Origin of the sequence: Microbacterium sp. Ru50, from assembly GCF_002920555.1 — a bacterium.
GTDB classification, from domain to species: Bacteria; Actinomycetota; Actinomycetes; order Actinomycetales; family Microbacteriaceae; genus Microbacterium; species Microbacterium arborescens.
The window spans coordinates 644,165-669,943 of record NZ_PQSV01000001.1 but is presented as its reverse complement, the minus strand read 5'-3'; the positions used below and the strand labels follow the sequence as shown (position 1 = coordinate 669,943).

The 25,779-nt window shown below is 69.1% G+C and carries 24 protein-coding genes; 13 read left to right on the top strand and 11 right to left on the bottom strand.

What is annotated here, in order from left to right:
• Window positions 1–7 precede the first annotated feature (7 nt).
• Window positions 8–910, top strand: a complete 903-nt coding sequence (locus tag C3481_RS03165) for a DUF808 domain-containing protein (protein ID WP_071918265.1) — start codon at window positions 8–10, stop codon at window positions 908–910.
• Between the two features lie 3 nt (window positions 911–913).
• On the opposite strand, the gene C3481_RS16490 is transcribed toward C3481_RS03165, so the two are convergent.
• Complete coding sequence (locus tag C3481_RS16490; RefSeq protein ID WP_172407810.1) at window positions 914–1,057, bottom strand: hypothetical protein; 144 nt, start codon at window positions 1,055–1,057, stop codon at window positions 914–916.
• Between the two features lie 98 nt (window positions 1,058–1,155).
• Here C3481_RS16490 and C3481_RS03160 point away from each other — a divergent pair, with 98 nt between their 5' ends.
• Together C3481_RS03160 and C3481_RS03155 are read left to right on the top strand one after the other, a co-directional pair.
• A complete protein-coding gene (locus C3481_RS03160) occupies window positions 1,156–1,953 on the top strand; it encodes an alpha/beta fold hydrolase (RefSeq protein WP_103840755.1) in 798 nt (265 codons plus the stop codon).
• Window positions 1,950–2,621 carry a triacylglycerol lipase gene (locus tag C3481_RS03155; RefSeq protein ID WP_181021871.1) on the top strand — a complete coding sequence of 224 codons (672 nt, stop codon included), beginning with the start codon at window positions 1,950–1,952 and terminating at the stop codon, window positions 2,619–2,621. The genes C3481_RS03160 and C3481_RS03155 overlap by 4 nt, the downstream gene beginning before the upstream one ends.
• 6 nt (window positions 2,622–2,627) lie before the next feature.
• On the opposite strand, the gene arr is transcribed toward C3481_RS03155, so the two are convergent.
• Window positions 2,628–3,035: an NAD(+)--rifampin ADP-ribosyltransferase gene (gene arr, locus C3481_RS03150; protein WP_023951347.1), complete on the bottom strand. Its 408-nt coding sequence runs from the start codon at window positions 3,033–3,035 to the stop codon at window positions 2,628–2,630.
• Window positions 3,036–3,144: 109 nt separating this feature from the next.
• A complete protein-coding gene (gene glnA / locus C3481_RS03145; protein ID WP_023951345.1) occupies window positions 3,145–4,569 on the bottom strand; it encodes a type I glutamate--ammonia ligase in 1,425 nt (474 codons plus the stop codon).
• A gap of 133 nt (window positions 4,570–4,702) precedes the next feature.
• Here glnA and C3481_RS03140 point away from each other — a divergent pair, with 133 nt between their 5' ends.
• On the top strand, window positions 4,703–5,137 hold the full coding sequence (locus C3481_RS03140) for an RDD family protein (protein WP_023951343.1): 435 nt from the start codon (window positions 4,703–4,705) through the stop codon (window positions 5,135–5,137).
• Window positions 5,138–5,164: 27 nt separating this feature from the next.
• On the opposite strand, the gene C3481_RS03135 is transcribed toward C3481_RS03140, so the two are convergent.
• Window positions 5,165–5,875 carry a DUF4191 domain-containing protein gene (locus C3481_RS03135; RefSeq protein ID WP_064956943.1) on the bottom strand — a complete coding sequence of 237 codons (711 nt, stop codon included), beginning with the start codon at window positions 5,873–5,875 and terminating at the stop codon, window positions 5,165–5,167.
• Window positions 5,876–5,995: 120 nt separating this feature from the next.
• On the opposite strand from C3481_RS03135, the gene C3481_RS03130 reads away from it, so the two are divergent.
• The gene (locus C3481_RS03130; protein WP_146053614.1) at window positions 5,996–7,315 is read left to right on the top strand and encodes a hypothetical protein; all 1,320 of its coding nucleotides are present in this window, start codon (window positions 5,996–5,998) and stop codon (window positions 7,313–7,315) included.
• A gap of 18 nt (window positions 7,316–7,333) precedes the next feature.
• Here C3481_RS03130 and sucB read toward each other — a convergent pair whose 3' ends face one another.
• The 3 genes from sucB to C3481_RS03115 all read right to left on the bottom strand — a co-directional run bounded on the left by sucB (window position 7,334) and on the right by C3481_RS03115 (window position 11,941).
• Window positions 7,334–9,043 carry a 2-oxoglutarate dehydrogenase, E2 component, dihydrolipoamide succinyltransferase gene (sucB, locus tag C3481_RS03125; protein WP_103840751.1) on the bottom strand — a complete coding sequence of 570 codons (1,710 nt, stop codon included), beginning with the start codon at window positions 9,041–9,043 and terminating at the stop codon, window positions 7,334–7,336.
• Window positions 9,044–9,107: 64 nt separating this feature from the next.
• Entirely contained in the window at window positions 9,108–10,478 is a 1,371-nt protein-coding gene (gene lpdA / locus C3481_RS03120) for a dihydrolipoyl dehydrogenase (protein WP_103840749.1), read from the bottom strand.
• Entirely contained in the window at window positions 10,475–11,941 is a 1,467-nt protein-coding gene (locus tag C3481_RS03115) for a leucyl aminopeptidase (RefSeq protein ID WP_103840747.1), read from the bottom strand. The genes lpdA and C3481_RS03115 overlap by 4 nt, the downstream gene beginning before the upstream one ends.
• Window positions 11,942–12,032: 91 nt before the next feature.
• Between C3481_RS03115 and C3481_RS03110 the strand changes: the two genes are divergently transcribed.
• The 5 genes from C3481_RS03110 to C3481_RS03090 all read left to right on the top strand — a co-directional run bounded on the left by C3481_RS03110 (window position 12,033) and on the right by C3481_RS03090 (window position 17,289).
• Window positions 12,033–12,959, top strand: a complete 927-nt coding sequence (locus tag C3481_RS03110; protein ID WP_023951330.1) for a proteasome assembly chaperone family protein — start codon at window positions 12,033–12,035, stop codon at window positions 12,957–12,959.
• A gap of 230 nt (window positions 12,960–13,189) precedes the next feature.
• Window positions 13,190–14,512, top strand: a complete 1,323-nt coding sequence (locus tag C3481_RS03105; protein ID WP_023951328.1) for an RNA polymerase sigma factor — start codon at window positions 13,190–13,192, stop codon at window positions 14,510–14,512.
• Window positions 14,509–15,207: a coenzyme F420-0:L-glutamate ligase gene (locus tag C3481_RS03100; protein WP_023951326.1), complete on the top strand. Its 699-nt coding sequence runs from the start codon at window positions 14,509–14,511 to the stop codon at window positions 15,205–15,207. Before C3481_RS03105 ends, C3481_RS03100 begins: the two co-directional genes overlap by 4 nt.
• Window positions 15,208–15,217: 10 nt before the next feature.
• A complete protein-coding gene (locus C3481_RS03095) occupies window positions 15,218–16,231 on the top strand; it encodes a sugar-transfer associated ATP-grasp domain-containing protein (protein WP_258039006.1) in 1,014 nt (337 codons plus the stop codon).
• A gap of 50 nt (window positions 16,232–16,281) precedes the next feature.
• Window positions 16,282–17,289 (top strand): sugar-transfer associated ATP-grasp domain-containing protein, encoded by a 1,008-nt coding sequence (locus tag C3481_RS03090; RefSeq protein ID WP_103840743.1) that lies wholly within the window; start codon window positions 16,282–16,284, stop codon window positions 17,287–17,289.
• Window positions 17,290–17,370: 81 nt separating this feature from the next.
• Here the strand turns inward: C3481_RS03090 and C3481_RS03085 are convergent, their stop codons facing one another.
• Window positions 17,371–17,589 (bottom strand): hypothetical protein, encoded by a 219-nt coding sequence (locus C3481_RS03085; protein ID WP_023951321.1) that lies wholly within the window; start codon window positions 17,587–17,589, stop codon window positions 17,371–17,373.
• Window positions 17,590–17,782: 193 nt separating this feature from the next.
• Here C3481_RS03085 and C3481_RS03080 point away from each other — a divergent pair, with 193 nt between their 5' ends.
• Entirely contained in the window at window positions 17,783–19,852 is a 2,070-nt protein-coding gene (locus C3481_RS03080) for a type IIA DNA topoisomerase subunit B (protein ID WP_374754834.1), read from the top strand.
• A 110-nt stretch (window positions 19,853–19,962) separates the two neighbouring features.
• Here the strand turns inward: C3481_RS03080 and C3481_RS03075 are convergent, their stop codons facing one another.
• Complete coding sequence (locus C3481_RS03075; RefSeq protein ID WP_023951319.1) at window positions 19,963–22,422, bottom strand: DNA topoisomerase (ATP-hydrolyzing) subunit A; 2,460 nt, start codon at window positions 22,420–22,422, stop codon at window positions 19,963–19,965.
• 63 nt (window positions 22,423–22,485) lie between these two features.
• Here C3481_RS03075 and C3481_RS03070 point away from each other — a divergent pair, with 63 nt between their 5' ends.
• The gene (locus tag C3481_RS03070; RefSeq protein ID WP_103840740.1) at window positions 22,486–23,613 is read left to right on the top strand and encodes an alkaline phosphatase family protein; all 1,128 of its coding nucleotides are present in this window, start codon (window positions 22,486–22,488) and stop codon (window positions 23,611–23,613) included.
• A 30-nt stretch (window positions 23,614–23,643) separates the two neighbouring features.
• Here the strand turns inward: C3481_RS03070 and sepH are convergent, their stop codons facing one another.
• Window positions 23,644–24,681 carry a septation protein SepH gene (sepH, locus tag C3481_RS03065; protein WP_103840738.1) on the bottom strand — a complete coding sequence of 346 codons (1,038 nt, stop codon included), beginning with the start codon at window positions 24,679–24,681 and terminating at the stop codon, window positions 23,644–23,646.
• Between the two features lie 228 nt (window positions 24,682–24,909).
• Here sepH and C3481_RS03060 point away from each other — a divergent pair, with 228 nt between their 5' ends.
• Complete coding sequence (locus C3481_RS03060; protein WP_023951316.1) at window positions 24,910–25,203, top strand: DUF4193 domain-containing protein; 294 nt, start codon at window positions 24,910–24,912, stop codon at window positions 25,201–25,203.
• 73 nt (window positions 25,204–25,276) lie between these two features.
• Here the strand turns inward: C3481_RS03060 and C3481_RS03055 are convergent, their stop codons facing one another.
• The gene (locus C3481_RS03055; RefSeq protein ID WP_023951315.1) at window positions 25,277–25,774 is read right to left on the bottom strand and encodes a DUF3093 domain-containing protein; all 498 of its coding nucleotides are present in this window, start codon (window positions 25,772–25,774) and stop codon (window positions 25,277–25,279) included.
• Window positions 25,775–25,779 lie beyond the last annotated feature (5 nt).

Here is a 25,779-nt window from a genome sequence, read left to right as displayed (position 1 = left end):
GGGAAACATGTCGGTTGGTCTGCTGGCTGTCGTCGACGACATCCTGAGCGCGGCTCTGCGCGCCTCCGCGAAGTCGGCGGGTGTCGTGATCGACGATGCCGCCGTGACGCCGCAGTACGTCCAGGGGATCACCCCCGCCAGAGAGCTGCCCGTCGTGGCGAAGATCGCGCTCGGGTCGATCGCGAACAAGTTCCTCATCATCATCCCGGTGGCGCTGCTGCTGACCGCGTTCGCGCCGGCCGTGCTGCCCTTCCTCCTCATCCTCGGCGGGATGTTCCTCTGCTACGAGGGAGCCGAGAAGGTGCTGGAGTGGTTCGGTGTGCACCACGGAGCGGACGACGACGGTCCGCGCGACGAGAAGAAGCTCGTGCTCGGCGCCGTCCGCACCGACCTCATCCTGTCGGCCGAGATCATGCTCATCTCATTGTCGAATCTCGACGAGGGGATGGGTATCTGGCAGACCCTGGCGGTCCTCGCGGTGATCGCCCTGCTCATGACGGGGATCGTCTACGGCGCCGTCGCCCTGTTGGTGAAGATTGACGACATCGGCCTGCGGATGGCGAAGAACCCGTCGTCACGCGTCCGGCACACCGGCATGCGGATCGTCCGGTCGATGCCCGCCGTGTTCCGCGTGATCAGCGTCGTGGGAACGGTCGCGATGCTGTGGGTCGGCGGACACCTCGTGCTCGCGAACCTCGGCGAGGTGGGTGTGACTTTCACCCTCGACCTTCTGCACGGGGTGGAGCACCTTCTCGAAGCCGCGGGCGGTGTCGTCGTCTGGATCGGTGAGACCGCCGTCTCGGCCGTCGCCGGGCTGCTCGTCGGCCTCGTCATCGTCGGGGTGCTGACCGTGCTCCGGCGCCTCCGCAACGGCGAACCGCAGCACGCCGGAGGCGCCGGCACGCACTGAGCGTCAGTGCTCGGCGTCCGGAATCCGGTGCTCCTCCGCCTCGACGGGATCGGCGTCGAGGTCGGGCACGATCGAGGTGTCATCGCGATCGGTGTCCTGCGCGGCGGGGTCGGCGATGGGCTGCTGGTCACGGGATGCGTCGGTCATAACAGCAGTCCACCGTGGCGGCGGCATCCGGTCACGGTGGTTGACACGAAGTCAAGGCGCCTGCTCACGGTCGATGCGTCTCATAGCCTGACGGAGTGATGACGACCGCGACGCTGCCCCGCGCGGCGCGTGTCGAACCTTCGCAACGTCGCTTTTCCCTCGATGGACTGGAGTTCCGCGTCTGGAGCTCGGACGCGGTGGCGTCCTTCCCGGCTATCGTGCTTCTCCACGGTGTGGGGATGTCGCATCGGTCGTTCCTGCGGCTGCACCCGCTGCTCGCGCAGACCGCAGCCGTGCACAGCATCGATCTGCCCGGCTTCGCGGGCCTGCCGGTGCCGGACCGGAACGTGCCGGTCGCCATGATGGCCGATGCGCTTGCGGAACTGCTCCGCCGCGTGGTCGGCCGACCGGCCGTGATCGTCGGGCACTCGATGGGAGCGCAGTGGGCGGTGGAGACGGCGTCGCGGCATCCGGATCTGGTGAGTGGGCTCGCCCTGATCGGCCCGGTCGTCGATGATCACCACCGCACGCTCGGCACGCAGGCACTGGCACTCTCCCGCGATGGACTGCTCGAGCCGCCCCGGGTGAACGCCCGCGTCACGCTCGACTACTTCCGCACCCGCCCGCGCTGGTTCTTCGCGCAGGTCCGCCATATGCTCGCCTATCCCATCGAGGACCGCGTGGCGGAGGTCGACGTCCCGACGCTTCTCGTGCGCGGCGGCCGCGACCCGATCGCCAGGGACGCGTGGGTCGAGCGCCTCGCCGGCCGAGCGGCACGGGGCAGCGTCCTGGTCGTGCCGGGGAAAGGCCACCACGTGGAGCGCACCGCGGCGGAGCCCGTCGCTCGCGGCATCCTCGCCGTCGCCGCGTCGAGCGAGTCGGGGGAGGGCCCGTGACCTTCCGCCCCGTGAGGAATGCCGTCTGGTGGGTCGCGGACTACGCCTATGCCGCCGTGTGGCAGGTTCGAGCCTTCTTCTCGCGGACGGATCCCGGCGACTTCGGGTCGGGAGAAGGTAGACCCATCGTGGTGCTGCCCGGCGTCTACGAGACGTGGCGGTTCCTCCAGCCGCTCATCACCGAGCTGCACGATCGCGGGCATCCGGTTCACGTCATCACCGCGTTGGGGCGGAACCGCTGGCCGGTGCCGCGTGCTGCCCGCCACGTCGCGGAGTACCTGCAGCGGCACGCACTCGACGACGTCGTGATCGTCGCGCACAGCAAGGGCGGGCTCGTCGGCAAGCAGGTCATGGTGGATGCCGCTGTCGGCAGCCGCGTCCGGGGCATGGTGGCCGTCGCGAGCCCGTTTGCGGGGTCTGTGTACGGTCGGCTCATGCTCGTGCCCGCGCTGCGTGCGTTCTCGCCGAGCGCGCCCGGAATCCTGGCGCTGGCGCGCGAAGTCGCACCCAACGCGCGCATTGTGTCGGTCTACGGCGAGTTCGACCCTCACATCCCGGGCGGAAGCGAGCTCGACGGCGCGCGCAACGTCCGACTGGAGACCGGAGGACATTTCCGGATCCTCGCGCACCCGCGGGTCATCGCCGAGGTCGTGCGGTTGGCCGAGTGAGGCTCGTCAGTTGATGATCTCGGCGCGTTCGGCCGCCATCCGATCGATGCGCTCCCGCCACGTCTGCAGCGCCTCGGCCGACAGGCGGGTCCAGTCGGTGACTTCGCCGACGACGCGCAGGGGAGCGGCGGAGCGGTACGACCGCGTGGGGTTGCCGGGGAACTTCTTGTCGGTGACGTTCGGGTCATCCTCGAACTCGCCGGTGGGCTCGACGACGTAGACATGCGGCTCACCCGGGACCGGGGCGATCTCGGCCGCGAGACCGGCGCCGTCTTTCACCGCTGTGAAGTAGACGTGGTTCATCGTAATCTCCGGGCGGTAATTCGATGGGAAGCCCGGGGTGAGCAGGTCGCCGACGCGAAGCGAGGCCTTCGTACCGTGGAAGAACGGTCCGGGGATGTCGGTGAGATTCACCCGATCAGGATCGCCCCGGCGATGCCCGTGATGCAACCACGCACCGACGACGGAGCCCCGCCGCCCGACTCGTGCAGAGTGGGCGACGGGGCTCGTCGCAGCCGAGGCGTCAGACGCCGAAGTACAGCTCGTACTCGTAAGGGTGAGGACGGGCGTTGATCGGCTGGATCTCGTTCTCGATCTTGTACTCGATCCAGGTCTCGATCAGCTCGGGCGTGAAGACGCCGCCGGCCAGCAGGAACTCGTGGTCGTTGCGCAGCGCCTCGAGGGAGTCGAGCAGCGAGTTCGGAACCTGCGGGATGTTCTTGGCCTCCTCGGGCGGCAGCTCGTAGAGGTCCTTGTCGACGGGCTCGTGGGGCTCGATGCGGTTCTTGATGCCGTCGAGGCCCGCCATCATCTGAGCGGCGAACGCGAGGTACGGGTTGCCCGAGGCGTCGGGAGCGCGGAACTCGATGCGCTTGGCCTTGGGGTTGGTACCCGTGATCGGGATGCGGACGGCCGCCGAACGGTTGCCGGCCGAGTACACCAGGTTGACCGGAGCCTCGTAGCCCTTGACCAGACGCTTGTACGAGTTGAGCGTCGGGTTGGTGAACGCCAGGACCGCGGGAGCGTGCTTGAGCAGGCCGCCGATGTACCAGCGGGCGATGTCGGAGAGACCGCCGTAGCCCTTCTCGTCGTAGAAGAGGGGCTCGCCGTTCAGCCACAGCGACTGGTGGGTGTGCATGCCCGAGCCGTTGTCGCCGAAGAGCGGCTTGGGCATGAAGGTCGCGACCTTGCCCCACATCTCGGCGGTGTTCTTGACGATGTACTTGAACTTCAGGATGTCGTCCGCCGAGTGCACCATGGTGTCGAAGCGGTAGTTGATCTCCTGCTGTCCACCGGTGCCGACCTCGTGGTGCGCGCGCTCGAGCACGAGGCCTGACTCGATGAGCTTCAGCGAGATGTCGTCGCGCAGGTCGGCCGTCTTGTCGACCGGCGAGACGGGGAAGTAGCCGCCCTTGTAAGCGGTCTTGTTGGCGAGGTTGCCGCCCTCTTCGACACGGCCCGTGTTCCACGCGCCCTCTTCGGAGTCGACGGAGTAGAAGCTCGAGTTCTGCTTCACCTCGTAGCGGACGTCGTCGAAGATGTAGAACTCGGCCTCGGGGGCGAAGAACGCGGTGTCGGCGATGCCGGTCGAGGCGAGGTACTTCTCAGCCTTCTTCGCGACCTGCCGCGGGTCCTTGGCGTAGATCTCGCCGTTGCGCGGGTTGTAGATGTCGAAGATCATGATCAGCGTCTTCGCCTCGCGGAACGGGTCGACGTAGGCCGTCGAGACGTCCGGGATCAGCTGCATGTCCGACTCGTGGATGTTCGCGAAGCCGCGGATCGACGAGCCGTCGAACAGCTGACCGACCGTGAAGAACTCCTCGTCGACGGTCGAGGCCGGGATGTTGAAGTGCTGCTGCACGCCAGGAAGGTCCGTGAAACGGATGTCGAGGAACTTGACGTCCTCGTCCTGGATGAACTTGAGCACCTCGGAAGAATCTTTGAACATGGAGTCTCCAAGATCGGGTGAGGAACAGCCTGGAGTCATCCAGACCTCTTCGAACCTATCGGCATCCAGTTGCCCGGCAGTATCTCGGATGTTTCCGGGATGTTACGCGGCCGGCCCCGTTTAGGCTGGACGGGTGCCCGAATCCCTGCGCGAGAACACCTATCCCGGCGAGCGGCTGGGGCGTCCCGAGCACGGGCCCGGCAGCGTCGGCCGCCTGGGACGGCGTCTCGCGGCGCTCGCTATCGACTACGCGGCGGCGACCCTGCTCGCGACCGCGTTCCTCGGGTTCGACCAGTTCGCTCTTCCCGGAGAGGCGGGGGTGACGCAGTTCGCGCCGCTCACGGTCTTCGCGGCGCTGCAGGTCATCTTCATCCCCCTGATCGGTGGAAGCCCGGGACACCGCATCGTCGGCTTGCGCCTCGAGCTCCTGCACGGTGGCTGGACCGGTCTCTGGCGTCCGATCGTCCGGACGCTGCTCCTCATCCTCGTCATCCCCGCCGTCGTGTTCGATCCCGATCAGCGGGGGCTGCACGACAAGGCAGCGGGCACGATCCTCGTCCGCGTCTGACCGAGCGGGGCCGCGCCTCCGGACGGATCAGCGGGGTCGCTGGGCGCGGGCCTTCATGGGGTCGACGCCCTTCGGGATCGGCAGCGACGTCACCGACTGCGAGACCGACTCGATGCGCTTGATGACGGCTGCCATCGTGGTGCGGTCGATCGCCTTCGGCAGAGCCTTGATCGTCGGGGCGAGCTTGGCGATGGGAACGTCGTCCTCGCCGTGGCCGACGTAGAGGACATGGATCGGAACACCCGAAGCGACGCGCTTGACCTTGCTGCGCTCGTCGTTGATCAGTCGCGTCAGACGCCCGCGGGCGCCCTCGCCGATGATGACGACACCGCCACGACCCACCGCGCGGTACACAGCCTCCTGCGTCTTCGGGTTGACGCCGACCGGCATCTCCGAGGCCTGCCACTTGCGCCCCAGGTTGGTCGAGATGATGTGTCCCGTCGCGCCCGGCATCCCGTCGATGCGCTTGTACATCGCCCGCGTCGCCAGACGCGTCATCGTGATCATGGCGCCGAGGATGCCGAAGAGCAGGCCCGTGACGCCCCACAGGATGACGCTCCAGATCGCTCCCGGCGGAATCAGGAACCCGACGAGCACGCCCAGGCCCACACCGGCGACCACGATGCCGATGAGCAGCCACGGCAACCAGCTGTAGTACTCCTTCGTGAAGGTGAAGAGGGAGCGGAGCTGGGAGAAGAATCCGGGGCGCTTCTCGGGTGCGGTGCTGCGGGACGACATGCTCACAGCCTACCTTTTCGGCCGCGTCGTTCCGCCTCCACAACCGCCCCTGCGCGGTGACCGTGCACAGATCGACTCGATGCCGGTGAGAGGGGGACGAGCGGGAGCGACGCTGACACGATGAATCACACGCCGTCCGCCAATGTGCCCGCGCCGCTGCGGCGTGTGGCGCCCCCTGACGCTCCCTTCCCCGGTGAGATCCTGGCGTCGCCCCACGGTGCTGTGTACCGGGTCGCAGCGACGCGTGTGCCTCACGAGATGTGGTCAGCGCGCTCCGGCGGTCACCTTCTCGCTCCCGACGACGTCGATCGGGTCGCGGACGAGACGCTCGTGATCCTGCCGCTCCTCCGTGCGCGCCTGTGCGGCGCAGACGCAGCGTTCGACCTCACATCCGGTCAAGCGGTGACCCTGGTCGTCAGCGTCCTGCGCGGCGCGGTGGATGCGGCGCGGTCGGAATGGCGCACGGGGGAGTGGTGGTCGACGAGCGATGGACGCCCTGTGCTCGTCCCCACGGGAGCGCGGGGATGGGAGATGTCGTCGCGCACCGTGCTCGGTCGCATCCCCGACGCGGCGCTGTCCCCCGATATCCGCCAGCGGGTCGGTGACGCCCTGGCGGACCGGATCACACTGCCGTTCGCGGCGCCCGGTCTCGAGGACGACCTGTTCGCGGTGGCCTCTCCGGAGCCGTTCGTCATCGCGCCGCCGATGGGCCTACATCGCCCGTCGGGCGGTGCTGCCGGAGAGAGCCCCTCGGCGGATGCCGCGGTCGTGGCGCGAAGCGCGGCGGCGGGGCTCGTCGACGGCGAGCTGATGGGGCGCGTGAGCACCGCGATCGCCGGGACCCGTGCGGCACTGCAGCATGCGACCGGTCTTTTCTCGCGGCAGCGACGACGACCCGAGCGGAGTGGCGCGGCCCCGTCCGCCGGCCGGCGACGCGTGATGTGGGTCGCGCTGGCCGCGGTCGGTGCGACAGTCGCCATCGGCCTCTCTCTGCCATATGGCGCGGGCGGCGATGAAGGATCCGCTGCGGACGTGCCGGCCTCGGAAGCGGAGGAGCAGCCCCGGGCGGAAGCCGGCTCCCCCGATCCGTCGGCCGGCGGGGACGCCCCGGGGGATGATCGGTCGTCGCCGTCGTCGCGTGTCGAGACACCGCCGACCGACCCTGATCTCCGGGTCGTCGACGACCTTGCGGATTGCTTGCGCAGCGACGATCCGGCGTGCCGCGCCACGGTTCTCGAACGACCGGATGCAGCCTTGCCGGAAGGCATCGCGACCGCCGACGCGCCGCGTGAGGTGCGCCTGCTCGACGATCTCGGCGGAGTGGAAGTGGTGCGCGTCGACGACCCCTCGGGGGAACGTCCCTCTCAGATCGTGGTCGTCGTCACCCATGACGAGAAACGGCTGGTCCGCGACGTATACGACGTCGCGGACCAGCCGTGATGAGGTGGACTCAGCTGATCAGTAGCCGAGGTTCCCCTCGAACTGGGCACCCTCGAGGCGTGCCTTCATGGCGCTCAGGAAGCGCGCCGCGTCGGCGCCGTCGATCGTGCGGTGGTCATACGAAAGCGCGAGGTAGACGTACGAGCGCACCGAGATCGCGTCCTTCCCGTCCACCGTCACGACGCCGGGGCGCTTGTAGACGATGCCGGTGCCGAGGATCGCCGACTGCGGGAGGAACACCACGGGGGTGTCGAAGAGCGCTCCGCGCGAACCGGTGTTGGTGATCGTGAACGTGCCGCCGGCGAGCTCGTCGGGCTTCAGCTTGTTGTCGCGCGTGCGTGCGGCGAGGTCAGCGATGTCCTGTGCGATCTGGGCGAGGTTCTTCGAACCGGCGTCGCGCAGCACGGGCGTGAGCAGTCCGCGCTCGGTGTCGACCGCGATCGAGATGTTCTCGGTGGCCGGGTAGACGATCTCTTCTCCGTCGACCGTCGAGTTCACGATCGGGAAGGTCTGGAGCGCCTCCGCCGCGGCGAGAGCGAAGAAGGGCAGGAACGACAGCTTGGCCCCGGTCTTCTCGTTGAAGTCGACCTTCACCTTGTCGCGGAACGCCGACAGCTTGGTGACGTCCACCTCGACGACGGTCGTCAGCTGAGCGGTCTGCTGCATCGACTCGACGGCGCGCTTGGCGAGCACCTTGCGCAGGCGCGACATCGGTGCCCGCGTGCCGCGGAGCTCCGAGACCTCGACCTGAGCGGGCGCGGCGGGTGCCTCCGCTGCGGCGGGCTTCGCCGACGCGGCTTCCGCGGCCTTGAGGACGTCCTCCTTGCGGATGCGACCGCCGACGCCGCTGCCCTTGATCGACGAGAGGTCGACACCCTGCTGCTGCGCGAGGCGGCGCACGAGCGGGGTCACGTACGTGACGCCGTCGTTGTCGGCTGCGGGGGCGGCCTCAGCTGCCGGTGCGGCGGCGGGCGCGGACTGCTGCGCGGGGGCAGGAGCGGACTGCTGGGCGGGGACAGGCGCGGACTGCTGCGCGGGGGCCTCGGCCGGTGCGGCCGGCTTCTCGGCAGCCGGCTCGGGAGCGGCGGGCGCCTCGGCAGCCGGAGCGGGAGCACCCGAACCGATGCGCGCGAGCGCGGAGCCGACCTCGACGGTCTCGTCCTCCTGGACGAGGATCTCGACGAGAGTGCCCGCGAAGGGGGCGGGGATCTCGGTGTCGACCTTGTCGGTCGAGATCTCGAGGAGCGGCTCATCGACGGCGACGTCGTCGCCGATCTGCTTGAGCCAGCGGGTGACGGTTCCCTCGGTGACGCTCTCGCCAAGCTCGGGGAGGACGACATCCTTCGCGTCGCCGGATGCTGCGGGCGCGGGCTCGGACTGCTGCGGCGCGGACTCCGCGGGCGCCTCGGCAGCCGGGGCCTCCTGCGCGGGGGCGGGGGCCTCTTCGGCCGTCGCCTGCTCGGTGGGGGCGTCGCTGGAGGGCGCACCCGAGCCATCGCCAATCTTCGCCAGGATGGCGCCGACCTCGACGGTCTCGTCCTCCTGCACGAGGATCTCTTCGATGACGCCGCTCACGGGCGACGGAATCTCGGTGTCCACCTTGTCGGTGGAGATCTCGAGAAGACCCTCGTCTTCCTGGATGGTGTCACCGACCTTCTTGAGCCAGCGGGTGACCGTTCCCTCGGTGACGCTCTCTCCGAGCGCGGGGAGGACCACGGAAGTGCTCATGAATCTGTCTCCTTCAAGAAATGCCGATGTCCTTCTAGCTTACTGATCTGCATCGGTCGACCGGTCAGAGCGCATGCAGCGGTTTGCCCGCCAGCGCCAGGAATGCTTCTCCGAGAGCTTCGCTCTGAGTCGGATGGGCGTGGATGAATGGTGCGATGTCCTCGGGGTGGGCTTCCCAGCCCACGGCGAGTTGGCCTTCGGTGATGAGCTCGCCGACGCGGTCGCCCGCGAGATGCACACCGAGGATCGGGCCGTCGAGGCGTCGGACGACCTTGACCAGCCCGGCCGTCCCGAGGATCTCGCTCTTCCCGTTTCCGGCGAGGTTGTACTCGCGCACGACGATCGCGTCGCCGTGCGCGGCGCGGGCCTGCTCCTCGGTCAGCCCGACGGAGGCGACCTCGGGACTGCTGTAGGTCACGCGCGGAACGAGACTGTCGGGAACGACGGTGGGGCGCAGGCCCGCGATCTCCTCGGCGACGAAGATGCCCTGCTGGAAGCTGCGATGGGCGAGCTGCAGCCCGGGAACGATGTCGCCGACGGCCCACACGCGGTCGCGCGTGGTGCGCAGCCGCTCGTCGACGCGGACGAAGCCGCGATCGAGCTCGACACCGGCGTCCTCGAAGCCGAGGCCCGCCGTCGCGGGACCGCGGCCGACCGCGACGAGCAGTACGTCGGCCTCCAGCGTGGTGCCGTCTTCGAGCGACACCCGGACGCCGTCCGCGTGCGACTCCGCGGCGCTGAAGCGGACTCCCGTGCGCGCGTCGATCCCGCGCTTGCGGAACGCGCGCTGGATCGTCTTGCTCATCGCGGCATCCTCCGCCGGCAGCAATCGATCGAGCGCCTCGATGATCGTCACGTCCGCGCCGAAGGAGCGCCAGATGCTCGCGAACTCGACGCCGATGACACCACCACCGAGGATGACGGCGTGACGCGGCACAGTGGGGAGCGCCAGGGCGCCCTCGCTCGTGATGATCCGGTCGTCGAGCTCGAGCCCCGGCAGCGAGCGGCTGTACGAACCGGTCGCCAGCACGACGTCGGTGCCGCGGTAACGGTCGCCGCCCACGGTCACGCCACCGTCCGCCTCGAGCCTGCCCTCGCCGTGCACGACGGTGATCTTCCGTGCCGCGATCAGACCCTCGAGACCCTTGTGCTTCTTGGCGACGATGCCGTCGCGATACGCATGGACCCCCGCGACGTCGATGCCCTCGAACGCAGCGCGGACGCCGACGTGCTCCGAGCCGTGGACGTTGTCCGCGACCTCCGCGGAGTGCAGGAGTGCCTTGGTCGGGATGCAGCCCCGGTGCAGGCAGGTTCCGCCGACCTTGTCCTTCTCGACGAGCACCACCGAGGAACCGAGCTCAGCCGCGCGGAGCGCGGCCGCGTAGCCTCCGCTGCCGCCGCCGAGGACGACGAGATCGACGCTGTGATCGGTCATCGCTGCGAACCCCGCAGGTACTCGACGAGCGAGCGGACGGTGGCTGCGGTCGGCCCCTTGTCGGTGCCGCCGAACGCGGCCTTGGTCGTGCCGGACCCCGCGATGTCGAGGTGGATCCAGGGGATGCGGGGCGCGTCGTCCTCGTCGCCGGCGCGACCTATGAAGCGCTGGAGGAACAGCCCGGCGAAGAGCGAGCCGCCGGAGGGGTCGCCGATCTTCGCGTTCTGCATGTCGGCGATGGGGGAGTCGAGCTCGTCCTCCATGTGCGCCGGCAAAGGCAGCTGCCAGGCGGCTTCGCCCGCGCGCTCGGCGGCCGCCAGGTAGTCGGCGACGGCGTGGTCGTCTCCCATGACGCCGGTGTGACGGTTTCCGAGCGCGACGATGATCGCCCCCGTCAGGGTCGCCACGTCGACGATCGCGTCGGGTCGTGTCCGGCTGGCGGCGACGAGGCCGTCCGCGAGGACGAGGCGACCTTCCGCGTCGGTGTTCAGGACCTCGACGGTCGTCCCGTCCAGCATCCGGAGCACATCACCCGGACGCGTCGCGCGGCCGGAAGGCATGTTGTCGGCCACGCACAGCCATGCCGAGACCCGCACAGGGAGAGCGAGCGCAGCCGCGGCCTGGACGACGGCGAGCACCGTCGCGGCACCGGCCATGTCGTACTTCATCCCGACCATGCTCGCGGCCGGCTTCAGTGAGAGGCCTCCCGTGTCGAACGTGATGCCCTTGCCGACCAGAGCGACGTGGCGCGCGGCATCGGCGGGGGAGTACTCCACCCGCACGACGCGCGGCGGCCGGTCCGAGCCCTGCCCGACACCGAGCACTCCGCCGAAGCCCTGCCGTTCGAGCTCCGCCTCGTCGAGCACCTCGACCTCGACGGGCAGGCCGGCGACGGCCTCGATCGCGCGCTCCGCCAAGTCGGCGGGAGAGAGCCACTCGGCGGGCGTGCTGACCAGGTCCTTCACCAGCGCGAGCGATCGTCCGAGCGCGTTGACCCCGGCGATCTCCTCGGCGGAGGGCGAGGCGGACGAGTGGATCGTGACGCGCTCTGCTCGCGACTTCGGCGTGCCGCCCTTGTATCCCGCGAAGCGGTAACCGCCCATGACGGCGCCCTCGGCGAGGGCGCCCCAGGTCTCGGCGGGCGCGAGCGGTGCGGCGACGGCGAGCGAGGCGAACCCGGTGGTCACGCGAACCGCGGTGCCGACGGCATCACGCAGCGCGTGGACGTCGGGGTCGCTTCCGGTTCCGACGACGACGACGGGCGTCGACGACACGGCGGGCAGGAACACGCGGTGCACCGATCCTCGTGCGCCGGTGAATCCGACGGCTGCCAGCATCTCGGCGATGCCCGGCCAGCCGGCGACGTCTGCGTGCTCGTCGAGCGGTGGCAGAGCGAGGACCAGGGCGTCGGCGTCGGACTCGGTGACGGGCGCGCTGGTGTGCGCGATCTCGGGGAACGGCATCCTCCCATCCTAGGTTCGCGAGCCGGCGGCGTTCGCTGTCAGCGAGGGGCGAGCCGCCTCCGGGGCATGAAGCGCCTCGTAGAGTTGAAGCATGCCGCTGTCCGGACCGCTCTACGCACGTGCCGCCGGGTCCCCGCCCGTCCCCGCGGGGCTGCCGCTCGTCATCGCGCTGACCGGATTCACGGATGCCGGCGGCGCGGTCTCCCGCATCGTGGAGTACTTCCGCGGAGAGCTCGACCCGACGCCGATCGTCGCCTTCGACAACGACGTCCTGTTCGACTACCGCGCGCGTCGGCCGATCGTGACCTTCGACGAGGACCACCTGACCGACTACCGTGCGCCGCGCCTCGAGCTGTCGCTCGCGCACGACTCGCTGGGTCAGCCGTTCGTGCTGCTCGCGGGCTACGAGCCGGACTTCGCCTGGGAAGCCTTCGCTGAGACGGTCGTGGGGCTGGCAGAGGGCATGCAGGTCGCCTCGATCACGTGGGTGCATGCCATTCCGATGCCGGTGCCGCACACCCGTCCCATCGGGGCGACGGTCAGCGGTACCCGATCGGAGCTGACCGCGGCTCACTCGGTCTGGCAGCCGCGCACGCAGATCCCCGCCACCGCGGGACATCTGCTCGAGCTCCGTCTCGCCGAGGCGGATGCGCGCGTTGCGGGCTTCGCGCTGCTGGTTCCTCATTACCTCGGTGACACCGAGTACCCCGCTGCGGCCATCGCCGGCCTCGACAGTCTGAGTGTCGCGACCGGGCTCGTCTTCGACAGCGACACGCTCCGCAACGAGAACCGCGACTACCTCGAGAAGGTCGAGGACCAGGTCTCGGGCAGCGAAGAGCTGACGACGATGCTGCACACGCTCGAGGAGCGGTACGACTCCTACATGGCGGCGTCGGCTCTCGGGCAGCCCATCATCCATACGGGTGATCTTCCGAGCGCGGATGAGCTGGCCGCCGAGCTCGAACGATTCCTCGCCTCGCGCCCACCGGGCGACGACGACAAGCGCGGACGCTCCTGACATCGGCCCGTTGCGCACCGCGATTCCCGATGGAGGGAATGCGTCACGCCCGGTCGGCGTTCTCATAGGAATGAATGCTTGCGCAGGAACAGCGCACGAGATATGAGACAATGAAGGACCTGACCCGTTGTCGATCCTGTGCTCCTCGTTCGCTCGAGTGGCGGGGGACTTGACAAGGGTCTTACTAGTGTCCGAGAACCCGGTGCGTTCGCACCGGTGAGAGGCTAACCGTGACGTCAGGCACGAAGACCACCCGCACCCGCGCGAGCGAGGACACCGAACTCGTCGAGGACGCGCCCGCCACCGCCGCGAAGGCTGCGCCCAAGAGCGCCGCGAAGAAGGCGCCCGCCAAGAAGGCCGCGACCAAGAAGGCCGCGCCCGCGAAGGCCTCCAAGGCCAAGGCCGACGACGACGAAGAGATGGACGACGAGGACGTCGAGGTCGACGTCGAGGTCGACGCCGACGACGCCTCGGACGACGACGCAGCCCCCGCGGGCGACGCTGCCAAGGCCGACGACGACGAGGATGACGACGAGCCGAAGAAGCCGGCCGTCACCGAGGCTCTGCCCACCGGCGCGATCGTCATCTCCTCGAGCGACGAGGAAGACGTCCCCGTCTACTCGACGCAGATCACCGGCGCCACGGCCGACCCGGTCAAGGACTACCTCAAGCAGATCGGCAAGGTGCCTCTGCTCAACGCGGCCGAAGAGGTCGAGCTGGCGATGCGCATCGAAGCCGGACTCTTCGCCGAAGAGAAGCTGTCGCACATGTCGGCCGCCGAGAAGTCCAACCAGCTGGGACTCGACCTGCAGTGGGTCGCGCGTGACGGACAGCGTGCCAAGAGTCACCTGCTCGGCGCCAACCTGCGACTCGTCGTCTCGCTCGCCAAGCGCTACACGGGCCGTGGCATGCAGTTCCTGGACCTTATCCAGGAGGGCAACCTCGGTCTGATCCGCGCCGTCGAGAAGTTCGACTACACCAAGGGCTTCAAGTTCTCGACCTACGCGACCTGGTGGATCCGCCAGGCGATCACGCGCGCCATGGCCGACCAGGCCCGCACGATCCGCATCCCGGTGCACATGGTCGAGGTCATCAACAAGCTCGCCCGCGTGCAGCGTCAGATGCTGCAGGACCTGGGCCGCGAGCCCACGCCCGAGGAACTCAGCCGCGAGCTCGACATGACCCCCGAGAAGGTCATCGAGGTCCAGAAGTACGGCCGCGAACCGATCTCGCTGCACACCCCGCTCGGCGAGGACGGCGACAGCGAGTTCGGAGACCTCATCGAAGACACCGAGGCGGTCGTCCCGGCCGACGCCGTCGGCTTCACGATGCTGCAGCGCCAGCTCGAGTCGCTTCTGGACTCGCTCAGCGAGCGCGAGGCAGGCGTCATCCGCATGCGCTTCGGCCTCGGCGACGGTCAGCCGAAGACCCTCGACCAGATCGGCGACACGTTCGGTGTCACGCGCGAGCGCATCCGTCAGATCGAATCGAAGACGATGGCCAAGCTGCGCCACCCGTCGCGGTCGCAGTCGCTCCGGGACTACCTCGAGTGACCGGCGCCGCGAACGAGGGCAAGGCTCTCGAGGTCGTCGTCGACGGCACGTCCTACGCGCGGATCCCGATCCGTACCCGCGTGGTGATGCCCGGCGACGATCTCGACGCCGTCATCTCGGAGTACGCCGCCTCGGCCGTCCAGCCGGGGGACCTGCTGTTCGTCACCGAGAAGATCGTCGCGATCACGCAGGGCCGTTCGTACACGCTCGACGAGATCCGCGTCCGCCCGCTCGCGAGGTTCCTGTCGAAGTACGTCACCCGCACGCCCTACGGAATCGGTCTGGGGATGCCGGAGACGATGGAGATGGCCCTCCGCGAGTGCGGTACACCGCGCATCCTGTTCGCCGCGGCTGTCAGCGCCGTGACGAAGATCTTCGGTCGACGCGGCGACTTCTACCGCGTCGCGGGAGACAAGGCGCGCGCGATCGACGGCCCGACGTCGGGCACCATCCCGCCGTACAACAAGGCGGTCGTCTTGGGGCCGACCGATCCGAAGGGCGTCGCCGCGCGGATCAAGTCCCGGTTGGGCGGCATCGCCGAGGTAGCGGTCGTCGACATCAACGACATCGGCGGAAACATCCTCGGCTCGACGCTCGACAAGGCCGGAGAGCAGCGGCTCGTGCGGATCCTGCGCGACAACCCGCTGGGCCAGGGTCACGAGTCGACGCCGCTCGGCGTCATCCGCGAGGTCTGACGTGGGAGCGGTGAACCGGGTCTACCGGCGCGCGCGTTTCTTCGTCCGCCGCGTCGTCTCGTTCGATCGCGAGCGGGTGCTGCAGTTCGCCCGGCAGTCCGCCGCCCTCTCGAAGGCGCCCGTCTGGTGGGTCGCGGCCGACATGGCATGGTGCGCCGTCCGCTACGAGACGACGTTCGAGAACTACTCCGAGTGGGACTTCCGGATCCTCAAGGCTCGCGAGCGCCGCACCTACATGACCGACCCCAAGTCGTTCCACCTCTCACGACGCCTCAACGACAACTCCGTGCGCGGCGTCTTCGACGACAAGCTCCAGTTCGCGCGCCGGTTCGGCGACGAGCTCGGGCGCGCGTGGCTCGATGTCGCCTCATCCGACACCGCGGCGCTGGCAGCCTTCCTCGACGGGCGCGAGCGCGTCATCACGAAGAACCCCGGGGGAGTCGGCGGCAACGGCATCACAATGCGGGAGGTCGCGTCGATCGGCGACGTGGCGAGCCTCCGCGAGGAACTCCTCGCGTCGGGCGAGACGCTGGTCGAGGAGGTGCTGGTGCAGCATCCCGAGATGGCGCGCCTGTATCCCGGCAGCGTCAACTCGCTGCGAGTCGTGACCTATCGCGATCCCGACGATGTCGTGCACGTCCTCGCCGCGGTTCTGAAGGTCGGCAACGGCGGCGTCATCGACAACTTCTCCAACGGCGGCATGTACACCATGCTCGACGACGAGGGGCGGGCGCTCCACGCCGCCAGCGACGAAGAGGGCCGCCCCTTCGAGACGCACCCGATCACGGGAGTCGCGATCACGGGGTACCAGGTCCCGCTGTACCCGCAGGTCCTCGAGCTCGTCGATCGCCTTGCCCGCCGTGTTCCCGAGATGCCGTACATCGGCTGGGACATCGCCATCACGCCGGAGCGCCCGGTGGTGATCGAGGGCAACCACAACACGGGCGTGTTCCAGTCCAAGCCGTCGGTGTCGGGCATCCGGCGCGGGCTGCTGCCGCGCTACCGCGCCGCGATGCGCTTCTGAGCGCCCGCGGATCCGCAACCGGAACACCGAGAACACGGAGAGAACGAGCAATGGGTCGATCACGCGTCCGGCTGGGCTACCTCCTGGACCGAGCCCGCAACATCCGGGTCGGCAATCTCATCGAGTTCGGGCGCCAGGTGCAGAAGGTGTCGAGAGCACCGCTGCCGCTCATCATCGCTGACATGCTGTGGTGCTCGGTCAAGTACGACATGGGCTTCCGCGATTACGCGGTGTGGGACATCCGTCTGCTGAACGCCCGCGAGCGCGCGACCTGGATGACGCACCCGAAGTCGTTCCGGATCACCCGCATGCACAATACGCCCGAGGGGCGCGCGAAGCTCGAAGACAAGCGGCGCTTCGCGCGCGAGTACGCCGATCTGCTCGGCCGCGAGACGCTCGACCTCCGGGATGTCGACGACGCCGAGCTCGGCGCGTTCCTGACGCGTCACCCGAAGGTGCTGGCCAAGCCGCTCGACGGGCACGGCGGTGGGGGGATCACCCTGCACGAGAACGTGACGGATGCCGCCGCGTTCCGGGCCGAGGCGACCGCGGCCGGCCAGTCGATCGTCGACGAGTTCATCGTCCAGCACCCCGAGATGGCCTCGCTCTACCCCGACAGCGTCAACACGGTGAGGATGATCACGTTCCTCACCCCCGACGGCCACGTCCGCCTTCTGGCCGGTGTCCTGCGCATCGGGAACGGCGACGTCATCGACAACTTCGCCTCGGGCGGCATGTTCACGATGCTCGACGAGCACGGCGTCGCGCTGTATCCGGGCGTCGACAAGAACTCGAACGTCTATCGTGAGCACCCGGTCACCGGCACCCCTATCGTCGGCTTCACGGTGCCGTTGTTCGACCAGGTGCTCGCCCTCACCGAGCAGCTGGCGCGCCGGACGCCGGAAGCACCCTACGTCGGGTGGGACCTGGCGATCACGCCGAACGGCCCCGTCGTGATCGAGGGGAACCACAACTCGAGCGTGTTCCAGCCCAAGCCGTCCGCCTCGGGCGTGCGTACCGGTCTGCTCCCCGTCTATCAGGCAGCCGTCGGCTTCTGACCCGCGACCCGGCACCCCGCGGTGCCGGGGAACGCGAAAGCCCCGAGCGCGATGCTCGGGGCTTTCGTCGTGGAGCCGTCCTCAGCCGGCGGCGACGAGGCGCGAGGTCTCGTCGTGCCAGCTGGTGGCGACGGCGCGCAGCTTCTCTTCGTACTTGCGTCCGTGGTGGGCGCAGAAGAGCAGTTCGCTGCCGTTCACCTCTGCGGCGATGTAAGCCTGGGCGCCGCACGAGTCGCAGCGATCGGCCGCGGTCAGGCGGTGGTCGAGGACGGCGGTGCTCTCGGAAGTGTTCGTGGTCATGATGGGTGCCTCCTCGGTCGATCGGGTCGTGCAACTGAGTCCCTCGATACAACCACGACCAGCCGGGGGTATGCCCCATTTGACGATCATTTCGCTCAGCGCGTACGCTCACCGCCCGCACTCGGGCCCGAGTCGCTCCCGAGGGTGTGTGTCCTCCCCGTCGTGTCGGTGCGCGCCGATACGCTTGGAGATCGTGACTGCTGAGTATTCCGCCCATCACCTCCAGGTGCTCGAAGGGCTGGAGGCCGTCCGCAAGCGCCCTGGCATGTACATCGGCTCGACCGACTCGCGCGGCCTCATGCACTGCCTCTGGGAGATCATCGACAACTCCGTCGACGAGGCCCTGGGCGGTTACGGCTCGCGCATCGACATCGTCCTCCACGCCGACGGCAGCGTCGAGGTTCGCGACCGCGCGCGCGGCATCCCCGTCGATGTCGAGCCCCGCACCGGTCTGACCGGTGTCGAGGTCGTGTTCACCAAGCTGCACGCCGGCGGAAAGTTCGGTGGCGGCTCGTACGCCGCGTCGGGTGGACTCCACGGCGTCGGGGCCTCCGTCGTCAACGCCCTCTCCGAGCGTCTCGACGTCGAGGTCGACCGTGGGGGCAAGACCTACGCGATGTCGTTCCACCGCGGCGAGCCCGGTCTGTTCGCGGGCGATGCTCCCGACTCGGAGTTCGCGCCGTTCGAGCGTTCCTCAGAGCTGCGCGTGGTCGGCAAGGCGCCCCGAGGCACCACCGGAACCCGCATCCGCTACTGGGCCGACCGGCAGATCTTCACGAAGGATGCCGCGTTCCACCTCGAAGAGCTCGTGCAGCGTGCACGTCAGACCGCCTTCCTCGTCCCCGGCCTCGAGATCGTCATCGTCGACGAGCGCGGCGAGGAGCGGGTCGAGACGAGCTACCGCTTCGACGGCGGCATCTCGGAGTTCGCGGAGTTCCTGGCCCCCGACGCGCCGATCACCGACACGTGGCGCCTGACCGGCTCGGGAACGTTCACCGAGACCGTGCCCGTGCTGCAGGCCAACGGCGCCATGGTGCCGACCGAAGTCGAGCGCTCCTGCGAGGTCGACATCGCGCTGCGGTGGGGGACGAGCTATGAGACCGTCACCCGGTCGTTCGTGAACATCATCGCCACCCCGAAGGGCGGAACGCACCAGCAGGGCTTCGAGCAGGGGCTCATGAAGGTCATCCGCAGCCAGGTCGAGCAGAACGCGCGACGGCTGAAGGTCGGAAACGACAAGCTCGAGAAGGACGACATCCTCGCCGGCCTCACGGCCGTGCTGACGGTCCGGCTCCCCGAGCCCCAGTTCGAGGGCCAGACCAAGGAGATCCTCGGAACACCGGCCGTGCGCCAGATCGTCGCCTCGGTGGTCAATCGCGAGATGGGGGCGCTCTTCTCCTCCACGAAGCGCGACGACAAGGCGCAGACCGGGCAGCTGCTCGAGAAGGTCGTCTCCGAGATGAAGGCGCGCATCTCGGCGCGCACGCACAAAGAGACGCAGCGCCGCAAGACGGCCCTCGAGTCGTCGTCGCTGCCGGCGAAGCTGGCGGACTGCCGCAGCAACGACGTGGCCGAATCCGAGTTGTTCATCGTCGAGGGCGACTCGGCCCTCGGTACGGCCAAGCACGCCCGCAACAGCGAGTATCAGGCGCTCCTCCCGATCCGCGGCAAGATCCTGAACGTCCAGAAGGCCTCGGTGAGCGACATGCTCTCCAATGCCGAGTGCGCCGCGATCATCCAGGTGATCGGTGCCGGTTCCGGGCGCTCGTTCGACCTGAGCGCGGCCCGCTACGGCAAGGTCATCCTGATGAGCGATGCCGACGTCGACGGCGCGCACATCCGCACGCTGCTGCTGACCCTCTTCTTCCGCTACATGCGACCGCTGATCGAGGAGGGCCGCGTGTTCGCCGCCGTGCCTCCGCTGCATCGTGTGGTCGTCGTGAATCCCGGCTCGAAGCCGAACGAGACGATCTACACCTATTCGGAGGCCGAACTGCACGGACTGCTCGCAAAGCTCCGCAAGTCGGGGCGCAAGTGGCAGGAGCCGGTGCAGCGCTACAAGGGCCTCGGCGAGATGGATGCCGATCAGCTGGCGACGACCACGATGGATCGCGCCGGCCGCACGCTGCGCCGTGTCCGCGTCGAGGATGCAGATGCCGCCAACGCGGTCTTCGAGCTGCTCATGGGCAACGAGGTCGCCCCGCGCCGCGACTTCATCGTCACCTCGAGCGATCGGCTCTCGCGCGAGTCCATCGACGCCTGACCCGCGTCGCGGCTGCCCCTCCGAAACTCGGAGGACAACGCGAGCCTCGGAGGAATTCCGGTCAACCGTCCGAGGTCGACGTCATTCTCCGAGGCTCGGGGGCGGCAGGCTCAGGCGACGACGGTGCCGATCGCGCCGATGACGCCGTCGAGCGGCTGGCCGGAGGCATCGCGCTTAGCCCCGGCCTCGGGCAGGCTCCGCGTCGCACCGTCGGGGCCGACCGCGCGCGGGGAGTCGCCCACCCACGCGACGGTCAGCGTGTCCTCGCCGCGCAGGAACCGCTGAGCCCGGACTCCGCCGGTCGCGCGTCCCTTCGCGGGGAACTCCGAGAACGCCGACACCTTGCCGCTGCCGGCATCGGCCCCGGCGAGGGACTGCGTCGAGCCCGCGATCGTCACGACGACCGTGTCATCGGATGCCGCGACCGCGGTGAACGCGATGACGCGCTCACCGTCCGCGACACGGACCCCCGCCATTCCGCCGGCTGCGCGGCCCTGCGGACGCACCGCCGCCGCATCGAATCGCAGCAGCTGGGCGTCGGAGGTGACGAAGACCAGTTCGGAGCCGTCGGGTGCCGGGGCGGCGCCGACGACGCGGTCGCCGGGCTTGAGCGAGATGATCTCGGCGTCGGGTTTGCCCGCCGCCAGTTCGGTCGCCGCGACGCGCTTGACGACGCCCTGGGCCGTGCCGAGGGCGATGGGCGGTTCGCCGGTCAACGGCACGATCGCCACGACGTGCTCGCCTGCTCCGAGCCCGAGATACTGGTCGGCCTTCGAGCCCGCCGCGAGCTGAACGCTGTTGCCCGGTACCGATGGCAAATCGACGGGGGAGAAGCGCACGAGGCGTCCGGTGCTGGTGACGGCGCCGAGGTCACCGCGGACCGTCGCGTCGACGGCGGAGCGGATGGCGTCGTGCTTGCTGCGCCGGGCGGGCGGAACGATGCCGCTGCTGAGCAGGTCTTCGCCGAGCTCTGCTCGGACCATCCGGCCGGTCGCCGAGAGGAAGACGCGGCAGGGCGCGTCGGCGATCTGCAGGTCGGCGGCGGCCTTCTTGCCCGAGCGCGCGGTCACGGGGCCGCCGTTGAGCAGCAGCGTGCGACGGGGCGTGCCGTAGGTCTCGGCCGCCGCCTCGAGTTCGCGGGCCACCTGGGCTCGCAGCAGCACGTCGCTCGCGAGGAGCTCCTCGAGGTGTGCGATCTCGGCCTTCAGCTGGTCGCGTTCGGTCTCCAGCTCGATACGGGAGAACTTCGTCAGGCGGCGCAGACGCAGTTCGAGGATGTACTCGGCTTGCGGCTGCGAGAGATCGAAGACGTCGATCAGTCGCGTCCTCGCCTGCTCGCCGTCATCCGAGGTGCGGATGACCTGGATGACCTCGTCGATGTCGAGGATCGCGATCAGCAGTCCCTCGACGAGGTGCAGGCGCTCCTGCTTCCGGGCCAGCCGGTAACGGCTGCGTCGCGTGACGACCTCGATGCGGTGGTCGAGATACACCCGGAGGAGCTCCTTGAGCCCGAGGGTCTGGGGCTGTCCCTCGACGAGCGCGACGTTGTTGATGCCGAAGGAGTCCTCCAGCGGGGTCAACCGGTAGAGCTGCTCGAGCACCGCGTTGGGGTCGAATCCGGTCTTGATCGTGATGACGAGACGCAGCCCGTGGTTGCGATCGGTGAAGTCCTGGACATCAGAGATGCCGGTCAACTTCTTGGCGTTGACCGCATCTTTGATCTTCTCGATGATCCGCTCGGGACCGACCATGTAGGGCAGCTCGGTGACGACGAGGCCGGTGCGGCGCGGACCCAGCGACTCCACCGACACCTTCGCGCGGGTGCGGAAGGTGCCGCGCCCGTTGGTGTAGGCATCCTTGATGCCGTCCAGACCCACGATCACACCGCCGCCGGGCAGGTCGGGGCCCGGAACGAACTCCATGAGCTCGTCGAGCGTCGCATCGGGATTCTCGAGAAGGTGCACGGCTGCCGCGACGACCTCGATGAGATTGTGCGGCGCCATGTTCGTCGCCATACCGACCGCGATGCCGGTCGTGCCGTTGACCAGCAGGTTGGGGTATGCGGCGGGCAGGACCGCCGGCTGCTGGAACTGACCGTCGTAGTTCGGGATGAAGTCGACGACGTCCTCGTCGAGGTTCTCGGTGAGGGCGAGAGCAGACGGCGCGAGCCGCGCCTCGGTGTACCGCGCCGCCGCGGGGCCGTCGTCGAGCGAGCCGAAGTTGCCGTGACCGTCGACCAGGGGCACCCGCAGAGCGAAGTCCTGCGCGAGGCGGACGAGCGCGTCGTAGATCGCCGAATCGCCGTGCGGGTGCAGCTTTCCCATCACTTCACCGACGACACGGGCGCTCTTGACGTGGCCCTTGTCGGGGCGAAGGCCCATGTCGGCCATCTGGAAGAGGATGCGCCGCTGCACCGGCTTCAGGCCGTCGCGAGCGTCGGGGAGAGCGCGCGAGTAGATGACCGAGTAGGCGTATTCGAGGAACGATCCCTGCATCTCCGCTGAGACGTCGACGTCCTCGATGCGCTCCGGCTGGTCGGGGACGGGTGAAGCGGTGCGGGAAGCGGCCATGAAGCTGTTCGGACCTCGATCGGGGATGGGAGGGCGGATGCGGTCTGTGTCAGACTGTCCGCGATGCCCTCAAGCCTACCGACCGACCCGCCCACGGCCCGGAGCCTCACCGGTGTGCTGCCGCAGCTGCTGACCTCGTTGTCGGGCCGGTCCGACTGGTTCGCTCCGGCACGGTCGGCCATCGTCATCGTCGCCGACGGGCTGGGACGGGGCAACCTCGCGCAGCGCGCCGCCTACGCTCGCTTCCTCTCCGAGCGCATGACCAAGCGGGATGCCGCCCGCACGGTGTTCCCCGCGACGACGGCCGCCGCCCTGAGCAGTCTTTTCACAGCTGTGCCGCCGGGGGAGCACGGCATCGTCGGATACCGGGTGAGGGTGCCCGGCACGGCCTCGACCCCGAACCAGCTCACCGGCTGGGAGGACGATGGCCTCGACCCGCTCTCCTGGCAGCGTTCGCAGCCCGTGTTCGAGCGAGAGGCCGCAGCGGGCCGACGCTGCTTCGTCGTGAGCCGTGCTCAGTACGCCGCGACCGGGTTCACCACGGCGACCGTGCGGGGGGCGGAATTCGTGTCGGCTTCGGGGATCGGTGAACGGCTTGCGCGGGCCGAGGCCCTCGCCGGAGCCCACGAGGGAGCTCTCGTCTACGTCTACATCCCGGAGCTCGACGTCATCGGCCACGGGCACGGCTGGGAGGGCGACCGGTGGGCGGCGGAGCTGGAGTCGCTCGACGCCGAGCTGCGCCGGTGGGATCGTCAGCTGGGGCCGGGCATCGGTGCTGTGCTGACGGCGGATCACGGCATGATCGACGTCCCCGCGCACCGGCACGTCCTGCTGCGGGAAGGCGACGACCTGCTCGATGAGGTCGATGTCATCGGCGGCGAACCGCGGATGCTTCACCTCTACGCGTCAGCCGGCGCCGCCGAACGCGTGGCCTCCCGCTGGCGCGAGTGGGAATCGGATCGTTCGTGGGTGATGACCCGGGCCGAAGCCGTCGACGCCGGACTCTTCGGGACGGTTCACCCCGAGGTGGCGCCGCGCATCGGAGACGTTCTCGTCGCCGCTCGGTCGAGTGTGGCGTACTACGACGACCGGCTGGCCGACAAGAAGCCGCAGCGGATGGTCGGACAGCACGGGTCGCTCACCGACCAGGAGCGGATCGTTCCCCTCATCCGTTTCGGCGTGTTCGCCTGAGAGCCCGCGTGCGGCGCGCCGCGTGAGTGTTCAGGCGTCTTCGCTGCGCGCGCCGAAGACGATCTCGTCCCACGACGGCATCGAGGTGCGGCCGCCGCGGCGGCGGGTCTCCGGGGTCGTGTCCTCGTTCGCCGGCTCCGCCTGGGGCGCCTCGGGCTCGGGGGTGGGCTCAGCGGGTTCGCGGTAGCCGGGCTCGAGCGCGTCGAAGAGCGCGACCGGTGTCCGTTCGCGCGTGTCCTGCCCGCGGTCCTCGCCGGGCATGGGCTCGCGCTGTCCGCGACGGCGGCGGAGTGCCTCGAGGAGGTCGGCGGTCTCGGACGACGTCACGACCGGCTCGGGAGCGCGCTTGATCGCCGCGTCCTTCGCGGTCGTGCTGCGGAGCGGGGCGGACGTGGCCGCCTCCGGCTCGGCGGCGGGATGATGCCGGGGGCCGAACGCTCCGCTGTCGAACCGCGACTCGTCCTTGGCCTGCGGCGTGTCGAGGGCTCGCAACCGCGGGATCAGCCCCTCGGGCAGCGATCCCTGCCGCGACAGCTGGGTCGCGTCGGAGTTGAGGGGCGCGAGCGACGAGCGTCGCGGGTCGAAAGACCACCGGGCGTCGTGCTCGACCTCGCCCACGGTGAACTCGAGCTTGACGATCCAGCCGTCGGGTTCGCGCCAGCTGCTCCAGCGCTCACCGGTCGCGCCCGCCTCGGCGAGCTTCGTGCGAACCGCGGTGCCGAAGGTCGGCTGGGCGTCCGGTTCGAGCTCGCCCGCGATGAGGACCGGCACCGCGAGGGCCTGTCCGACGATGTGCTCGCGCTCCGCGATGATCGGCCGCTCGTATCGGGCGACGTCCTCGACCCGGATGCCGAGGAGCGTGGCGACATCCGCGGCGCTCATGCCGGCGCGGATGTGCGACTGGATCTCGCGAGGGCTGGGGCGGGGAGCCCGCGGTTCGTCAGCCGGACGGGCGCGGCGCAACTGGGCGCGCAGCGTCTCGTTCACCGGCAACGCGAAGCGCTCCCCGGACTCGGTTGCGAGGACGAGGATGCCCTCCTCGGTCCCGATGACCTTGAGCTGTTCCATGCGCAGAACCCTCCCAGCGATACGTGTGCCGTCATGGTGTCACAGGCATCCGGGGACCGTGGGAATATCCGGGGCGCGCCGTCGGTTTCGGGGGGCGAACCGGTCGTCAGCAGCCGTTCCCGGAAGGATCTTCCGCGACGTTTTGCGAAATACGCGCCGGTCATGCAAACTATCGCCGCCCCACTCGGCGCGGCAACCGGCAACACCTGGAAGTAGAGGCCTTTCGACATGGCTACGGATTACGACGCACCCCGCAAGACCGAGGACGACAGCGAGTCGATCGAGGCCCTGAAGGAGCGCGTGCCCGACAAGTCGTCGGGCTCGATCGACAACGAGGACGCCGACAACCCGTCGGGCTTCGAGCTGCCCGGGGCTGACCTCTCGGACCTCGAGCTGGATGTCGTCGTCCTTCCCCCGCAGGAGGACGAGTTCACGTGCATGGAGTGCTTCCTCGTGAAGCACCGCACTCAGATCGACCACGAGACCAAGGTCGGCGCGATCTGCACCGAGTGCGCCGCCTGACCGTCACGACTCTCGCTGACCCTCGACGCCCCGGCGTCGAGGGTCTGTCTTTTGCGCGAAGCGGTGTGACGGCCTAGGAGCGTCGGGCGCGTGAGGCGGCGTCGGCGCGAGCGCTCTCGACCACCGCGACGACCCGGGACGGCGTCCGGGAGGAGAACACCCAGTGCGTGACCGGATCGTCATCGTCGTCGATCGCGACGCGGACCACACCGTCGATGCCGCCCCGCAGCAGGTGCCACGAGCTCGGTGATAGACCCGGTCCGCGCGCCTGCCGTGCATCGTCGCCCGTCAGCGCCTCCATCTGACCGAGATACTCGAGCTCGATGCTCGCGCGGCCGACGCGCAGGCGTCCGCCGGACACCTCGACGACCGGCGACAGGGCGATGAGGCCCGCGACGACGAGTGCGCCGACGACGATCCCCGCGACGAGCCCGACGATCGAGTCGAGCGGGGCGAGCACGAGGGCGACCATCGGGCCGCAGACGGCCGCGCTCACCAGCAGCCAGAGCGATGGGCTCAGGCGCTCGCGATAGCTCGTAGCGGGCGGGGTGGCGGGGGCGGAACTGTGCATTAGCC

Coding starts and splice junctions, on each gene's coding strand:
- C3481_RS03115 (WP_103840747.1), bottom strand. CDS start 11,941: ATGCCGTTCCCCGAGATCGCGCACACCAGCGCGCCCGTCACCGAGTCC.
- sepH (WP_103840738.1), bottom strand. CDS start 24,681: ATGGAACAGCTCAAGGTCATCGGGACCGAGGAGGGCATCCTCGTCCTC.
- C3481_RS03165 (WP_071918265.1), top strand. CDS start 8: ATGTCGGTTGGTCTGCTGGCTGTCGTCGACGACATCCTGAGCGCGGCT.
- lpdA (WP_103840749.1), bottom strand. CDS start 10,478: ATGACCGATCACAGCGTCGATCTCGTCGTCCTCGGCGGCGGCAGCGGA.
- C3481_RS03075 (WP_023951319.1), bottom strand. CDS start 22,422: ATGGCCGCTTCCCGCACCGCTTCACCCGTCCCCGACCAGCCGGAGCGC.
- C3481_RS03070 (WP_103840740.1), top strand. CDS start 22,486: ATGCCCTCAAGCCTACCGACCGACCCGCCCACGGCCCGGAGCCTCACC.
- C3481_RS03160 (WP_103840755.1), top strand. CDS start 1,156: ATGACGACCGCGACGCTGCCCCGCGCGGCGCGTGTCGAACCTTCGCAA.
- C3481_RS03110 (WP_023951330.1), top strand. CDS start 12,033: ATGCCGCTGTCCGGACCGCTCTACGCACGTGCCGCCGGGTCCCCGCCC.
- C3481_RS03135 (WP_064956943.1), bottom strand. CDS start 5,875: ATGTCGTCCCGCAGCACCGCACCCGAGAAGCGCCCCGGATTCTTCTCC.
- C3481_RS03090 (WP_103840743.1), top strand. CDS start 16,282: ATGGGTCGATCACGCGTCCGGCTGGGCTACCTCCTGGACCGAGCCCGC.
- glnA (WP_023951345.1), bottom strand. CDS start 4,569: ATGTTCAAAGATTCTTCCGAGGTGCTCAAGTTCATCCAGGACGAGGAC.
- C3481_RS03055 (WP_023951315.1), bottom strand. CDS start 25,774: ATGCACAGTTCCGCCCCCGCCACCCCGCCCGCTACGAGCTATCGCGAG.
- C3481_RS03085 (WP_023951321.1), bottom strand. CDS start 17,589: ATGACCACGAACACTTCCGAGAGCACCGCCGTCCTCGACCACCGCCTG.
- C3481_RS16490 (WP_172407810.1), bottom strand. CDS start 1,057: ATGACCGACGCATCCCGTGACCAGCAGCCCATCGCCGACCCCGCCGCG.
- sucB (WP_103840751.1), bottom strand. CDS start 9,043: ATGAGCACTTCCGTGGTCCTCCCCGCGCTCGGAGAGAGCGTCACCGAG.
- C3481_RS03130 (WP_146053614.1), top strand. CDS start 5,996: ATGAATCACACGCCGTCCGCCAATGTGCCCGCGCCGCTGCGGCGTGTG.
- C3481_RS03060 (WP_023951316.1), top strand. CDS start 24,910: ATGGCTACGGATTACGACGCACCCCGCAAGACCGAGGACGACAGCGAG.